The sequence below is a fragment of the Streptomyces sp. NBC_01176 genome (assembly GCF_045039825.1).
In the GTDB taxonomy this organism is placed as follows: Bacteria; Actinomycetota; Actinomycetes; order Streptomycetales; family Streptomycetaceae; genus Streptomyces.
In genome coordinates this window covers 3,558,408-3,572,008 of record NZ_CP108600.1, presented here as the reverse complement: position 1 = coordinate 3,572,008, position 13,601 = coordinate 3,558,408, and the positions used below count along the sequence as shown (strand labels likewise).

15 protein-coding genes are annotated in these 13,601 nt (G+C 70.9%); 9 read left to right on the top strand and 6 right to left on the bottom strand.

Going from position 1 to position 13,601, the window contains the following annotated elements; translation table 11 throughout:
* Positions 1–237 precede the first annotated feature (237 nt).
* A complete protein-coding gene (gene mce / locus OG199_RS15100; RefSeq protein WP_266701422.1) occupies positions 238–678 on the bottom strand; it encodes a methylmalonyl-CoA epimerase in 441 nt (146 codons plus the stop codon).
* A gap of 146 nt (positions 679–824) precedes the next feature.
* Between mce and OG199_RS15095 the strand changes: the two genes are divergently transcribed.
* Positions 825–2,027, top strand: coding sequence for an acetyl-CoA C-acetyltransferase (locus OG199_RS15095; protein ID WP_356802418.1), 1,203 nt, complete (start codon positions 825–827; stop codon positions 2,025–2,027).
* A 57-nt stretch (positions 2,028–2,084) separates the two neighbouring features.
* Positions 2,085–3,041, top strand: coding sequence for a methylmalonyl Co-A mutase-associated GTPase MeaB (gene meaB, locus OG199_RS15090; protein WP_356802419.1), 957 nt, complete (start codon positions 2,085–2,087; stop codon positions 3,039–3,041).
* 748 nt (positions 3,042–3,789) lie between these two features.
* On the opposite strand, the gene OG199_RS15085 is transcribed toward meaB, so the two are convergent.
* The gene (locus tag OG199_RS15085) at positions 3,790–4,347 is read right to left on the bottom strand and encodes a PepSY domain-containing protein (RefSeq protein ID WP_356802421.1); all 558 of its coding nucleotides are present in this window, start codon (positions 4,345–4,347) and stop codon (positions 3,790–3,792) included.
* A 170-nt stretch (positions 4,348–4,517) separates the two neighbouring features.
* Between OG199_RS15085 and OG199_RS15080 the strand changes: the two genes are divergently transcribed.
* Positions 4,518–5,177: a response regulator transcription factor gene (locus tag OG199_RS15080; protein ID WP_148010506.1), complete on the top strand. Its 660-nt coding sequence runs from the start codon at positions 4,518–4,520 to the stop codon at positions 5,175–5,177.
* A complete protein-coding gene (locus OG199_RS15075) occupies positions 5,174–6,745 on the top strand; it encodes a sensor histidine kinase (RefSeq protein ID WP_405829874.1) in 1,572 nt (523 codons plus the stop codon). The genes OG199_RS15080 and OG199_RS15075 overlap by 4 nt, the downstream gene beginning before the upstream one ends.
* 280 nt (positions 6,746–7,025) lie before the next feature.
* On the opposite strand, the gene OG199_RS15070 is transcribed toward OG199_RS15075, so the two are convergent.
* From OG199_RS15070 to OG199_RS15055, 4 genes are all read right to left on the bottom strand, one after another.
* On the bottom strand, positions 7,026–7,502 hold the full coding sequence (locus tag OG199_RS15070) for a MarR family winged helix-turn-helix transcriptional regulator (protein WP_148010508.1): 477 nt from the start codon (positions 7,500–7,502) through the stop codon (positions 7,026–7,028).
* Positions 7,503–7,594: 92 nt separating this feature from the next.
* Positions 7,595–8,404 (bottom strand): AIM24 family protein, encoded by an 810-nt coding sequence (locus OG199_RS15065; RefSeq protein WP_356809321.1) that lies wholly within the window; start codon positions 8,402–8,404, stop codon positions 7,595–7,597.
* The gene (locus tag OG199_RS15060; protein ID WP_168530290.1) at positions 8,401–9,051 is read right to left on the bottom strand and encodes an AIM24 family protein; all 651 of its coding nucleotides are present in this window, start codon (positions 9,049–9,051) and stop codon (positions 8,401–8,403) included. Before OG199_RS15060 ends, OG199_RS15065 begins: the two co-directional genes overlap by 4 nt.
* A gap of 1 nt (position 9,052) precedes the next feature.
* Positions 9,053–9,685 (bottom strand): AIM24 family protein, encoded by a 633-nt coding sequence (locus OG199_RS15055; RefSeq protein ID WP_356809320.1) that lies wholly within the window; start codon positions 9,683–9,685, stop codon positions 9,053–9,055.
* 272 nt (positions 9,686–9,957) lie between these two features.
* Between OG199_RS15055 and OG199_RS15050 the strand changes: the two genes are divergently transcribed.
* The 5 genes from OG199_RS15050 (at position 9,958) to OG199_RS15030 (ending at position 13,524) form a co-directional block, all read left to right on the top strand.
* Positions 9,958–10,305 (top strand): DUF3817 domain-containing protein, encoded by a 348-nt coding sequence (locus OG199_RS15050; protein WP_168530291.1) that lies wholly within the window; start codon positions 9,958–9,960, stop codon positions 10,303–10,305.
* Complete coding sequence (locus tag OG199_RS15045; protein ID WP_356809319.1) at positions 10,302–10,595, top strand: MTH1187 family thiamine-binding protein; 294 nt, start codon at positions 10,302–10,304, stop codon at positions 10,593–10,595. The genes OG199_RS15050 and OG199_RS15045 overlap by 4 nt, the downstream gene beginning before the upstream one ends.
* Positions 10,596–10,794: 199 nt before the next feature.
* Positions 10,795–11,304, top strand: coding sequence for a MarR family winged helix-turn-helix transcriptional regulator (locus tag OG199_RS15040; RefSeq protein WP_266701429.1), 510 nt, complete (start codon positions 10,795–10,797; stop codon positions 11,302–11,304).
* A 52-nt stretch (positions 11,305–11,356) separates the two neighbouring features.
* On the top strand, positions 11,357–11,695 hold the full coding sequence (locus OG199_RS15035) for a DUF3817 domain-containing protein (protein WP_405829870.1): 339 nt from the start codon (positions 11,357–11,359) through the stop codon (positions 11,693–11,695).
* Between the two features lie 128 nt (positions 11,696–11,823).
* Complete coding sequence (locus OG199_RS15030) at positions 11,824–13,524, top strand: methylmalonyl-CoA mutase (RefSeq protein WP_401799720.1); 1,701 nt, start codon at positions 11,824–11,826, stop codon at positions 13,522–13,524.
* The last annotated feature ends 77 nt before the right edge of the window (positions 13,525–13,601 follow it).

Here is a 13,601-nt window from a genome sequence, read left to right as displayed (position 1 = left end):
AGTCTCTCCAAACGAGCCCCGTCCATCCGCCGAACGGTGCCCCCGGGGAATGGTGTCAGATCAACAGCGGAGCACGGGCTGCTGCCCCGACGCTCGTCCCCCGAAAACCTGGACCCCGGCCCTCGGTCATGCCGTCGTCACGGCGGCACGACCTCGGAGCCCGTCGCCGGACAGGCCCCGGGCCGCCCCGAAATGGCAGCGGCCGCCCCCAACCCTACCGGCCCAGATATACGGAGGTCAGTGCTCAGGTGACTCAACAGCCGCCGAAGTGACCAGTTCTGTCAGCACACCGTGGCAATCCTTGGGGTGAAGGAAGGTGATTCGTGACCCCATGGAGCCGCGTCGCGGCTCGTCGTAGAGGACGCGTACGCCTTTGTCCCTGATGTCGCCCGCGTCGGCGTCGACGTCCGCCGTGCCGAAGGCGATGTGATGGACGCCCTCGCCGTTCTTCGCCAGCCACTTCCCGACGGCCGAGTCCTCGCGGGTCGGCTCCAGGAGCTGGAGGTAGGAGGCGCCGCCGTCGGACGTCTCGTTGATCTTGAGCATGGCCTCGCGCACGCCCTGCTCCTCGTTGACCTCGGAGTGGAAGACTTCGAAGCCGTACGTGGCCCGGTAGAACTCGACAGTCCTGTCGAGGTCGAAGCAGGCGATCCCGATGTGGTCGATTCGCGTCAGCATGGAGCCAGTGCAGCGCTCCCGCGGCGGTTACGCAACGTGCGCGCGATCACACTGACAGCCGGATGACGGGTGGCCTACCGCTCAGTACATTCAAGTAAACCCTCGTTCACTCCTCAGCTGTGCAAGCTGGAAGGGGATCGCACCTCATGTCTGGAACGAACAGCACGACCTCCGTGATCGTCGCGGGTGCCCGCACCCCGATGGGGCGGTTGCTCGGCTCGCTGAAGTCCTTCTCCGGAGCCGACCTCGGAGGATTCGCGATCAAGGCCGCCCTCGACCGTGCGGGGATCGGCGGTGACCAGGTGCAGTACGTGATCATGGGCCAGGTGCTGCAGGCCGGGGCCGGTCAGATCCCGGCGCGGCAGGCGGCCGTCAAGGCGGGCATCCCGATGAGCGTCCCCGCGCTCACGATCAACAAGGTGTGTCTGTCGGGCCTGGACGCGATCGCCCTCGCGGACCAGCTGATCCGGGCCGGTGAGTTCGACGTCGTGGTCGCGGGCGGCCAGGAGTCCATGACGAACGCCCCCCACCTGCTCCCGAAGTCCCGTGAGGGCTTCAAGTACGGCGCCATCGAGATGCTCGACGCCATGGCGCACGACGGTCTGACCGACGCCTTCGAGAACATCGCCATGGGCGAGTCCACGGAGAAGCACAACACGCGCCTCGGCATCGCCCGTCCGGCGCAGGACGAGATCGCGGCCCTCTCGCACCAGCGGGCGGCGGCCGCCCAGAAGAACGGCGTCTTCGAGGCGGAGATCACGCCGGTGGAGATCCCGCAGCGCAAGGGCGAGCCCGTCGTCTTCAGCAAGGACGAGGGCATCCGCGCCGAGACCACGGCGGAGTCGCTCGGCAAGCTGCGTCCCGCGTTCACCAGGGACGGCACGATCACGGCCGGCTCCTCCTCGCAGATCTCGGACGGCGCGGCGGCCGTGGTCGTGATGAGCAAGACCAAGGCGCAGGAGCTCGGCCTGGAGTGGATCGCCGAGATCGGCGCGCACGGGAACGTGGCCGGACCGGACAACTCTTTGCAGTCGCAGCCGTCGAACGCGATCCTGCACGCCCTGAAGAAGGAGGGCCTGGACGTCTCGGACCTCGACCTGATCGAGATCAACGAGGCGTTCGCGGCGGTCGCCGTGCAGTCGATGAAGGATCTCGGCGTGACCTCGGAAAAGGTGAACGTCAACGGCGGGGCGATCGCCCTGGGTCACCCGATCGGCATGTCCGGCGCCCGTCTCGTACTGCACCTGGCGCTGGAGCTGAAGCGGCGCGGCGGCGGTGTGGGCGCGGCGGCGCTGTGCGGTGGCGGCGGTCAGGGTGACGCGCTGATCGTGCGGGTACCCACGGCGTAGGTGCCGCGCCGCGGATGTGCCGCCGCGTTGTTTCGTACGACTCTGAACGGAGCTGTGATGCAGGACGTCTCCTCGCTGGTGGCCCAGGCCAGGGAAGGCCGGCCGCGGGCCGTGGCCCGGCTGATCTCCCTGGTGGAGGGGGCGTCCCCGCAGTTGCGTGAGGTGATGGCGGCGCTGGCTCCGCTGGCCGGCGGGGCGTACGTGGTCGGGCTCACCGGGTCGCCGGGCGTCGGCAAGTCGACGTCGACCTCGGCGCTGGTGAGCGCCTACCGGCGGCAGGGCAGGAGGGTCGGCGTCCTGGCCGTCGACCCCTCGTCCCCGTTCTCAGGGGGCGCGCTGCTCGGCGACCGGGTCCGGATGTCCGAGCACGCCTCGGATCCCGGTGTGTACATCCGCTCGATGGCGACCCGCGGTCACCTCGGCGGTCTGGCCTGGGCGGCCCCCCAGGCGATCCGCGTCCTGGACGCGGCGGGCTGCGACGTGATCCTGGTCGAGACCGTCGGGGTGGGCCAGTCGGAGGTCGAGATCGCCTCCCGGGCGGACACCTCGGTCGTGCTGCTCGCCCCCGGCATGGGCGACGGCATCCAGGCGGCGAAGGCCGGAATCCTGGAGATCGGCGACGTGTACGTGGTCAACAAGGCCGACCGGGACGGCGCCGACGCGACCGCGCGCGAGCTGAACCACATGCTCGGCCTCGGCGAGTCCCGCGGGCCCGGGGACTGGCGCCCGCCGATCGTCAAGACGGTCGCGGCGCGCGGCGAGGGCATCGACGAGGTCGTCGAGGCCCTGGAGAAGCACCGCGCCTGGATGGAGGAGCACGGCGTCCTCGCCGAGCGCCGGCTCGCCCGGGCCTCCCAGGAGGTCGAGACGATCGCGGTCACGGCCCTGCGCCGGCGCATCGGCGACCTGCACGGCGACCGCCGCCTGAGCGCGCTGGCGGAACGGATCGTCGCCGGCGAACTCGACCCCTACCGGGCCGCCGACACGCTGGTGGAGGGCCTGACCGAGGCCTGACGGAGCCTGCCGGCGGCTTGGCCGCGGGACGGTGGGCCTTCTGATCCCGCCGCCCTCGGGACGGTAGCGTCCGCGACCGCGCCGATGTCGGGACGGCGGGCTTGCTGATCCTGCCGCCCCTCCCCGGGACGGTCGGGACTGCGACCGCGCCGCTCCCGGGCGCCGGGCCTTCCGGTCCTGCGGGTCCCCGGAGCGGTCGGTCCTCGCCGTGCCGCCTGGGACGGTTCGCCTTTCATCGTGCGGTCCCCGGAGCGGTCGGCCTCTCGTCGTGCCGCCCCTGGGACGGTCGGCCTAGCGGTCCTGCGGGTCCCCGGAGTGGTCGGCCTTCGCCGCGCCGCCCCTCGGACGGTCGACCTTCCGGTCCCGTGGGTCCCCGGACTGGTCGGCCTTTGGCCGCCCCGCCACCGGGACAGGTGGCCTTTCGCTGCGCCGTTCCCGGGATGATCGGCCTTCCAGTCCGTCGATCCCGGGACGAATGGTCTTCCGGCCGGCCCGCGGCCGGGGCGGGTGGTGGTTCGGCACAGTCGGGTCCGGGGCGGGTGGTCGCATCCTTCGTCGTGTGCCGGGGCGCCGTACTCCGGGCGGGTGATCCTCCCGCCCGTCGGGTCCGGGACCGTTGATCCCTCCGTTCCGCCGGTGCCGCGGAGGGGTGGCCCTCCCGCCCCGCCGTGCGCGGAAGGAGGGTCACCCGCCCCGCCGTACGCCCCGCCCGCGGCCCCACCAGGGCCCCTACGGGACGACCGTGGAATCAGTCGTCGTGGCCGCCCCGGTGCCCCGGCTCCGTGTGGGCGGCGACGACCTTGCCCGTGCCCGCGTCGACGCGCACCTCGTACCAGGTGCCGCCGGTGGCGAGGATCCCGATCTCCCACGTCGGGGTGGAGCGGTCGTCGTCCAGATCGGCGGAGGCGGCGGTGCCCGGTGTGTGACGCAGCGCCGTGGCGAGGGCTTCGGCCGCCGTCACCCGGGCGGACCTCAGCCGGGCGGCGTCGTCGCCGTGATCGTCCGCGCCGGAAGCGTGATGCCCCGTTCGGGTGCGGTCGTCCGGGTGAGGGTGGTCGTCCGTCCGGGCGGGACCGTCCGCCCGTGTCCCGTCGTCCGTCCCGGTTCGGCCGTCCGTCCGCGTCCGGTCGTCCGCCCGGGTGTCGTCGTCGTGGCGTACGTGGTCCGCGCGGTCGTCGTCCGCCGCCCGGGGCGACGACCGGGTGGCGGAGGCCGTGCCGTCGTCCGTGACGGCGAGGGCCGTCGCCGTGCCGCCCCCGATCAGGGCCGCGGCCGCCACGGTGGCGATGACGATGTTGCGCTTCATATCGGTTCCTCCTGATGTGCCGGACCTCTCGGGCGATCCGGGTGAGACCGGCCCCAAGTCGTCCGGTGCGTTGCTGCGTTGCCGACGGGAACCACTGTCGGCGAGGGTCGCTGAACGCAGCCTGAAGCCGCCTGAAGACTTCTTCAGGTTCGGTTTGGGACGCTGGGCGCATGCGCCTGTTGATCGTGGAGGACGAGAAGCGGCTGGCCCTGTCGCTCGCCAAGGGACTGACGGCCGAGGGGTACGCCGTGGACGTCGTCCACGACGGAGCCGAGGGACTGCACCGGGCGAGCGAGGGCGCCTACGACCTCGTCGTCCTCGACATCATGCTGCCCGGCATGAACGGCTATCGCGTCTGCGCCGCACTGCGCGCCGCCGGACACGACGTGCCGATCCTCATGCTCACCGCGAAGGACGGCGAGTACGACGAGGCGGAGGGGCTGGACACCGGCGCCGACGACTACCTGACCAAGCCGTTCTCGTACGTCGTGCTGGTGGCCCGGGTGAAGGCGCTGCTGCGGCGCGGGCGCGCCGCCCACCCGCCGGTGCGGGTCCTGGGCGAGCTCACCGTCGACACCGCCGCCCGGCGCGTCTTCCGCGGCGCGGACGAGGTCGCCCTCACGGCGAAGGAGTTCTCGGTCCTCGAGCAGCTCGTGCTGCGGGCCGGACAGGTCGTCTCGAAGGCCGAGATCCTCGAACACGTCTGGGACTTCGCCTACGACGGGGACCCGAACATAGTCGAGGTCTATGTGAGCACCCTGCGGCGCAAGCTCGGGGCGGCGTTCATCCGGACGGTGCGCGGGGCCGGCTACCGGCTGGAAGCGCGATGAGAGGGCCCTTCGGTTCCGTCCGGGCCAAGGCCACGCTCGGCGCGACCGTCGTGGTGGCCATCGCGCTCGTGGCCGCGGGCACCGCCGTCCTGCTGTCCCTGCGGTCCAATCTGAACGGCCAGGCCGGCACACAGGCGGAGCGCAGCGCCCGCGAGGTCGCGGCGGACCTGTCCGGCGGGGCGTCCTACGACCGGCTGCGACTGGACGACGACCAGCGTCCCGTCCAGGTGGTCGACGCGAAGGGCGTACTGGTCGCCGCCAGCGAGGATCTGCGGCGGATCAGCGGCACGGGGACCCTCGCGGTGAAGCCGCGGCCCCAGCAGACGGCCCCCGCGGCGGGCGCGGGTGACGCTGCGGACGACAGGAGCGGCGACGACCACGGCGGCGACGACAAGAGCGACGACAAGGGCGGCGACGGCAAAGGCAGCGACGGCAAAGGCAGCGACAGCAAAGGCAGCGACGACAAGAGCGGCGACGGCCGAGGGAAGGACGGCCGGGGACGCGGCGGCGAGGACGACGACTACCCCTCTCTCGAACCCGGCCAGATCGGCGCCGAGGTGACCTTCAGCGAGGGGTCCGCCACGCTCGACGGGGACACGGCGGACTACCGGTTCGCCGCCGTCGAGGTGAGCGTCAAGAGCAAGGGCGCGCTGACCGTGTACGCCGGCGCGCCGCTCTCCGCCGAACAGGGCGCCGTACGCACGGCCCTGACGGTCATGCTGACCGGGTTCCCCTTGCTGCTGGCCGTGGTGTCCGCCGTGACCTGGCGGGTCACCCGGCGGGCACTGCGGCCCGTGGAGGGCATCCGGAGCGAGATGGCCGCGATCACGGCCTCCGAGGACCTCGCACGGCGCGTGCCGGTGCCGGACACCCAGGACGAGGTCGCCGGCCTGGCACGGACCACCAACGAGACGCTGGCCGCGCTGGAGACGTCCGTCGAGCGGCAGCGCCGGTTCGTCGCCGACGCCTCGCACGAACTGCGCAATCCGATCGCCTCCCTGCGCACCCAGCTCGAAGTGGGCGCCGCGCACCCCGAACTGCTGGATGTGACAGGGGCCGTCGAGGACACCGTACGGCTGCAGCGGCTCGCCGCCGATCTGCTGCTGCTCGCCCGGCTGGACGCGGGGGAGCGGCCCTCGGGCACCCGGTTCGACCTGGCGGCGCTCGCCCGGGAGGAGGTGTCCCGGCGCCCGGGGGTGACCGTGGAGGGCGCGAGCGCCGAAGTCGTCGGATCCCGGGGGCAGTTGACCCGGCTGCTCGGCAATCTGCTGGACAACGCCCGACGGCATGCGCGCGGCCGGGTCGCGGTCACCCTGCGCACCGAGGGCACGTGGGCCGTTCTGGAGGTCGCCGACGACGGCGCGGGTGTACCCGCCGCCGATCGCGAGCGGATCTTCGAGCGGTTCGTGCGGCTCGACGAGGCCCGCAGCCGGGACGACGGCGGGGCCGGTCTGGGCCTCGCCATCGCCCGCGATGTGGCACTGCGCCACGGCGGCACGCTCACCGTCGGCGAAGCCCGGGGAGGCGGAGCGCTCTTCACGCTCCGACTGCCCGGCCCCGCCGCCTGACGCGGAGCGGAACCGGGAAGCGGAGAGCGGCGTCCGTCCTGCCGCTGCCGCTGCCGCTGCCGCTGCCGCTGCCGCCGTGATCCCCGTGTCCGAGGCTCAGGTGTCCGCGCTCACGCGTCGCACGTGTCCCGCGCTCACGCGTCGCACGTGTCCTGCGCTCACGCGTCGCACGTGTCCTGCGCTCACGCGTCGCACGTGTCCTGCGCTCACGCGTCGCACGTGTCCCGCGCTCACGGGGCGTGCGTTCACGCAGCGCGCGTCCCCGCGTTCCCGCGGAGCGTCACGGCTTGCCGCGTTGCCCCCGCAGGTGTTCCGCGATCGGCTGCAGGGACTTGTGCAGTTCTTCCAGGGCCTCGGGGGACAGCAGGTCCATGAAGTGCCTGCGGACGGACGCCACATGGTGCGGGGCGACCTTCTTCATCGTCTCCAGGCCGTGCTCGGTGAGGACGGCGTACAGACCCCGGCGGTCGGACTCGCAGTTCTCCCGCCTGACCAGGTCCGCGTTCTCCATGCGGGTGATCTGGTGCGAGAGCCGGCTCTTCGACTGCAGGGTGGCGGCCGCGAGGTCGCTCATCCGCAGCCGGACGCCCTCCGACTCGGAGAGGTTCACCAGGATCTCGTAGTCGTTCATCGTCAGCCCGAACGGCTGCAGGTCCCTCTCGAGCTGGTACGTCAACAGCCTGTTGACCTCCAGGTGGGTGCGCCAGGCGCACTGCTCCGCATCGGTCAGCCAGCGCGTGGCCGTCTCGGTCTCCATGAATGAAGTCTACCTAAAATGTTGAAATGCGAACTAGTGAGGGTGGTGTGACGGTGCGCACGCGTTCGATGTCACACTCCGCAGACTACCGCTCACAGCCCGAAGCGACGCTGGAGGTCTCCGAGCTGTCCGGGAAGGCGCGGTGCCGCGGCCTGGTGTCCGTGCTGGCCCTGCTGGCCGGGTGTGCCGCCGCCGCCGGGCACTCCCGGCTCGTGCGGAACGGCCCCGGTGGCCTGCTCGGCCATCAGGATCTCCGTGGACTGGAGCAGCACGGTGCCGGCTCCGACGAACTCGAACTGATGCTCCTCTCCGGAGGCCCCGCCAAGGCCTGTCAGCGCACGTAGGCCGCCCATGACGCCCGTCATGTACCCGTGGTCGTAGTGATGACACGGGGACGGGCAGTCGGCCCATCCCACCAGTGCCTGGGGGTCCACCCGGATCGGGGGTTCCATGAACACCACCGGACCGTTCGACGCCGCCACGAACTTGCCGGTTCCGATGAGTGTCAGAAAGCCCGGCACGATCGACTGCTTGAGCGCGAGACTTGGCTGAAAAGCGAGCAGGTTGCCGGAGCGAATGGTCAGGTTGCCGTCGTCCAGGTCGTACGAATTCACGTCGAAGGCCCGGTCGGCGAGGAGCATCTTGCCCGAACCGTCGGCCACCACCCAGTCGCTCGCGTGCAGAGGCGAATGGAACGAGGAACGGACAAGTCGGTCGAGTCGGCCGTGTCCGACGCCGTTGAACTCCATCGACCCGTAGTAGGCGATCATCTTGCCCTTCTGCAGGAACCACTGGCTCCCCTTGAGCTCCACGCAGAAGGTGTACTTGTTGACGTTGTCGTCGGCGGGCAACGTCATGGGGTCGTGGACCGTGGGGCCACCGGGAGTTCCGTACGCGCTCACAGCTTCTCCTCCGAGGCCTGGACGTACACCGCACCACTGCCGCTCAGCTCGAGCTGGAAGGCCTCGCCCGAACCGCGGCCCACCATGTCGCGCCAGCCGAGCGCGGTGGACAGCTTGTTGCGTACGTCGCCGTGGTGCGCCACGTACGCCTGCGGGTCGACGTGGACCGGGCGCTGCGGGGTGATCGGCACCTCGATGACCCCGCCGTGCGCCATCACGGCGACCGCGCCGTGTCCCTTGAGGGTCGTGGTGAACAGGCCCTGGCCCGTCACCTGGCCGCGGACCATGCCCATGACCCCGCCCTGCGAGCCAAGGAACATCGTGCCCTGCTGGAGCGTGCCGTCGAAGGCCAGCAGCCGGTCCGCCTCGACGTAGAGCGTGTCGCCCGTGAGGCTGATCACCTGGATGTGATGGCCGCCGTGCCCGAACAGGACCGTGCCGCTGCCCTCGACGGTCATCAGCGGGGTGGCCTCGCCCGCGACCCGGCGGCCGAGCATCGACATGACCCCGCCCTGGCCGCCCTGGATGTTGGGCGTGAAGGACACCTCGCCCTTGTAGGCGAGCATCGCGCCGCGCTGACTGAACAGGCGCTGGCCCGGCAGGACCGTCGCCTCGATCATCTTGGAGTTCACTTCGCGGAACGGCATGTCACAGATCCCCCGCGATCGTGTTGCGCTCACTGGGCTGTACGTAGACCAGGCCGTCGCCCTCGAAGCGGATCTGGAAGGCCTCGCCGCCGCCCTCGCCCATGAATGTGCGGAACGTCACACCGGCCTGGAAGGACTGCCTGACGTTGCCCTGGTGCGCGATGTACGCACCCGGGTCCACCGTCAGCGGGTACTGGGAGCTGACGCGCAGCACCACCGCCGGCCCGTCGGACATGATCGCCGCCTGGCCGTGGCCCTCGACGGTGGTCGTGAACAGCCCGTTGCCCTGGGAGGCGCCGCGCAGTCCCGTGAAGGTCGTGCCCGTGCGCAGCCCGGCGTCGGTCGCCAGGAGGTTGCTGGACTCGACGTACAGCTTGTCGCCCTGGAGGCTCACCAGGTTGATCTCGCTCGCCCGGTCCGCGAACCAGCAGGTCCCGTGCCCCTTCACCTCCATCACCGTCATCTGCTCGCCGGTCAGGCGCCGCGTCACCATCCCGCGGATCCCCTCACCGCCGCCGCTCAGCTTCTTGAAGGCCATCTGACCGTCGTACGCGACCATCGAGCCGTTCTTCGCCTTCACGGCGTCCCCGGTCATGTCGACGGCCAGCACCTTGCTGCCTTGAAGTCGGAACATCGCCACAGTTGTGACGGTAGCGGCCGGTTGCGGACGGGGACAGGGGCCACGGGTGGATCTCATCCCTGAGCGGACCCTTAGGGGCCGACGGGGCGACCTGCGAGGCGGCGGGCCGGGCGGAATGCCGGGCCGCGCGGGGCGCGCCGTGCGCCACCCCCGGGCCGGGGCGCGGCGTCCCGGGTGCCACAATGGCCGGGGCCTTGTGCTTGCGTTCACAAAGCTCAGAGCCTGGACGACCACGACTCTCCCCCCGAACCCACCGAAGGTGACCCGTGGACATAAAGACCGCCACCGCCCTCCGCCGCCTGCGCCTGGTCTCGGCCCCCGAGGCCGTCTCCTTCCTGCTGCTGCTCGTCTGCTCGGTACTGAAGCGGACCACGGACTTCAACGCGGTGCCCGTCATGGGCGCGATCCACGGTGTGCTCTTCATCCTCTACGTGATCTTCTGGGCAGACGCCTGGAACCGTGCCCGGTGGAGCGCCGGGACCGGGATCCTCTACTTCGTCCTCTCCGTGCTGCCCACCGGCGGGTTCTTCGCCGAGCGCAAGCTGCGTCGCGAGACCGAGGACGCGGTCATCGCCTCCCGCGCCCGCCGTGAGGGAGTCGTGGGGTCGTCGTGATCGTCGCCTTCTCCGTGACGCCGCTCGGTGTCGGCGAGGACGTGGGGGAGTACGTCGCCGACGCCGTCCGGGTCGTCCGCGCGTCGGGGCTGCCGAACCGCACCGACGCCATGTTCACCTCCGTCGAGGGGGAGTGGGACGAGGTGATGGACGTGGTCAAGCGCGCCGTCGCCGCCGTCGAGGCCCGGGCGCCGCGCGTCTCGGTCGTCCTCAAGGCCGACATCCGCCCCGGGGTCACGGACGGTCTGACCTCGAAGGTGGACACGGTGGAGCGGCATCTGTCCGCCTAGCCCCCGCCCGAACGGCGCGAACACCGCGAACACGGCGAACACGGCACCACCCGGAACCCCGGTCCACAGTGGGCCGGGGTTCCGCGCGCCCAGGGCTCGAGCGGCCGCCGCGACCGTCCACGCCCTACGCGAACGTATGCGCGACCGATAGGCGAGACGGGGCAGACCACGATATGACCGGCGGGTAAGGTCTCATGCCGTGCCGAAGCCGCTCAGCCTTGCCTTCGATCCCATCGCCCGCGCCGACGAACTCTGGCAGCAGCGCTGGGGATCCGTGCCCTCCATGGCCGCGATCACCTCGATCATGCGCGCACACCAGATCCTGCTCGCCGAGGTCGACGCCGTCGTCAAGCCGTACGGACTGACCTTCGCGCGCTACGAGGCCCTGGTGCTGCTCACCTTCTCCAAGGCCGGCGAACTGCCGATGTCCAAGATCGGCGAGCGGCTGATGGTGCACCCCACCTCCGTCACGAACACGGTGGACCGCCTGGTGCGGTCCGGGCTCGTCGACAAGCGCCCCAACCCCAACGACGGGCGTGGCACGCTCGCCTCCATCACCGAGAAGGGCCGCGAGGTCTGCGACGCGGCGACCCGCGACCTGATGGAGATGGATTTCGGGCTCGGGGTGTACGACTCCGAGGAGTGCGGGGAGATCTTCGCGATGCTGCGGCCGCTGCGGGTCTCGGCGCACGACTTCGACGACGAGTAGACGGGCAGGGGCGCGCGAAGATCGCGCAAAAGGGGCCGTTACGCTCGTACGCATGAAGAAGAGCGTGCTGACCCGCTACCGCGTGATGGCCTACGTCACCGGTGTGCTGCTGGTCCTGCTGACCCTCGGTGTGATCGCCAAGTACGTGCTCGACATGAACGGTGCCGTGGACTTCACCCGCGTCGTCGCCATCGCGCACGGCTGGCTCTACGTCGTCTACCTCGTGTTCGCCTTCGACCTGGGCGCCAAGGCGAAGTGGCCGGTCGGCAAGCAGCTGTGGGTGCTGCTGGCCGGGACGATCCCGACGGCGGCGTTCTTCGTGGAGCGCAAGGTCAGCCGCGAGCTGGAGTCGAAGATCACGGACGGTTCCCCCGTGGTCGCCAAGGCCTAGTCCGGGCCGCCGCACCAGCCGCAACCCCCCGGGACGCCTGCCGCCACCGGACCCTCCGTACCGCCGTCGGTGTGGTCCGTGGCGGTTTCCCATCGACATTTACTAGGACGTCCTAGTAAATTTGAAGCATGGACGCTGACGCCATCGAAGAGGGCCGCCGACGCTGGCAGGCCCGGTACGACGCATCGCGCAAGCGCGACGCGGACTTCACCACGCTCTCCGGGGACCCCGTGGAGCCGGTGTACGGGCCCCGGCCCGGGGACACGTACGACGGCTTCGAGCGGATCGGATGGCCTGGCGAGTACCCCTTCACCCGCGGGCTCCACCCGACCGGCTACCGAGGGCGCACGTGGACGATCCGCCAGTTCGCCGGATTCGGGAACGCCGAGCAGACCAACGAGCGGTACAAGATGATCCTCGCCGCGGGCGGCGGCGGTCTCTCGGTCGCCTTCGACATGCCGACCCTCATGGGGCGCGACTCCGACGACCCCCGCGCGCTCGGCGAGGTCGGGCACTGCGGGGTCGCGATCGACTCCGCCGCCGACATGGAGGTCCTGTTCAAGGACATCCCGCTCGGTGACGTCACCACGTCGATGACGATCAGCGGCCCGGCCGTGCCCGTCTTCTGCATGTACCTGGTCGCCGCGGAGCGCCAGGGCGTGGACCCCGCCGTCCTGAACGGCACGCTCCAGACCGACATCTTCAAGGAGTACATCGCCCAGAAGGAGTGGCTCTTCGAACCCGAGCCGCACCTGCGCCTCATCGGTGACCTGATGGAGCACTGCGCCTCGAAGATCCCCGCCTACAAGCCGCTGTCCGTCTCCGGGTACCACATCCGGGAGGCGGGCTCCACGGCCGCGCAGGAGCTGGCGTACACGCTGGCGGACGGCTTCGGCTACGTGGAACTGGGCCTCTCGCGCGGCCTGGACGTGGACGACTTCGCCTCCGGCCTCTCCTTCTTCTTCGACGCGCACCTCGACTTCTTCGAGGAGATCGCCAAGTTCCGGGCGGCCCGGCGGATCTGGGCCCGGTGGATGCGGGACGTGTACGGCGCGAAGTCCGACAAGGCGCAGTGGCTGCGCTTCCACACCCAGACGGCCGGAGTCTCACTGACGGCCCAGCAGCCGTACAACAACGTCGTCCGTACGGCGGTGGAGGCGCTCGCCGCGGTGCTGGGCGGCACGAACTCGCTCCACACCAACGCCCTGGACGAGACGCTCGCGCTGCCGTCCGAGCAGGCCGCCGAGATCGCCCTGCGGACGCAGCAGGTGCTGATGGAGGAGACCGGCGTCGCCAACGTCGCCGACCCGCTGGGCGGTTCCTGGTACGTCGAGCAGCTCACGGACCGGATCGAGGCCGACGCGGAGAAGATCTTCGAGCAGATCAGGGAGCGGGGGCTGCGGGCGCACCCCGACGGGCAGCACCCGATCGGGCCGATCACCTCCGGCATCCTGCGGGGGATCGAGGACGGCTGGTTCACCGGGGAGATCGCCGAATCCGCGTTCCAGTACCAGCGGGCGCTGGAGAAGGGCGACAAGCGGGTGGTCGGGGTGAACGTCCACCACGGGTCCGTCACCGGCGACCTGGAGATCCTGCGGGTCAGCCATGAGGTCGAGCGGGAACAGGTGCGGGAGTTGGGGACGCGGCGGGGCGCGCGGGACGACGCGCGGGTGCGGGAGTCGCTGGACGCGATGCTCGCTGCCGCGCGTGACGGGTCCAACATGATCGTGCCGATGCTGGAGGCGGTACGGGCGGAGGCCACGCTGGGCGAGATCTGCGACGTCCTCCGGGAGGAGTGGGGGGTGTACACGGAGCCGGCGGGCTTCTGAACCCCGGGTGTCCTCGCCCCCGCTGCCCCTGGGGGCTCCGCCCCCAGACCCCCGTTCGGCCCGGACGGCCTCGTCCT

What these genes read in the sequence shown, in the direction of transcription:
- mce (WP_266701422.1), bottom strand. Translation starts at nt 678, where the DNA reads ATGCTGACGCGAATCGACCACATCGGGATCGCCTGCTTCGACCTCGAC.
- OG199_RS15095 (WP_356802418.1), top strand. Translation starts at nt 825, where the DNA reads ATGTCTGGAACGAACAGCACGACCTCCGTGATCGTCGCGGGTGCCCGC.
- meaB (WP_356802419.1), top strand. Translation starts at nt 2,085, where the DNA reads ATGCAGGACGTCTCCTCGCTGGTGGCCCAGGCCAGGGAAGGCCGGCCG.
- OG199_RS15085 (WP_356802421.1), bottom strand. Translation starts at nt 4,347, where the DNA reads ATGAAGCGCAACATCGTCATCGCCACCGTGGCGGCCGCGGCCCTGATC.
- OG199_RS15080 (WP_148010506.1), top strand. Translation starts at nt 4,518, where the DNA reads ATGCGCCTGTTGATCGTGGAGGACGAGAAGCGGCTGGCCCTGTCGCTC.
- OG199_RS15075 (WP_405829874.1), top strand. Translation starts at nt 5,174, where the DNA reads ATGAGAGGGCCCTTCGGTTCCGTCCGGGCCAAGGCCACGCTCGGCGCG.
- OG199_RS15070 (WP_148010508.1), bottom strand. Translation starts at nt 7,502, where the DNA reads ATGGAGACCGAGACGGCCACGCGCTGGCTGACCGATGCGGAGCAGTGC.
- OG199_RS15060 (WP_168530290.1), bottom strand. Translation starts at nt 9,051, where the DNA reads ATGCCGTTCCGCGAAGTGAACTCCAAGATGATCGAGGCGACGGTCCTG.
- OG199_RS15055 (WP_356809320.1), bottom strand. Translation starts at nt 9,685, where the DNA reads ATGTTCCGACTTCAAGGCAGCAAGGTGCTGGCCGTCGACATGACCGGG.
- OG199_RS15035 (WP_405829870.1), top strand. Translation starts at nt 11,357, where the DNA reads ATGAAGAAGAGCGTGCTGACCCGCTACCGCGTGATGGCCTACGTCACC.
- OG199_RS15030 (WP_401799720.1), top strand. Translation starts at nt 11,824, where the DNA reads ATGGACGCTGACGCCATCGAAGAGGGCCGCCGACGCTGGCAGGCCCGG.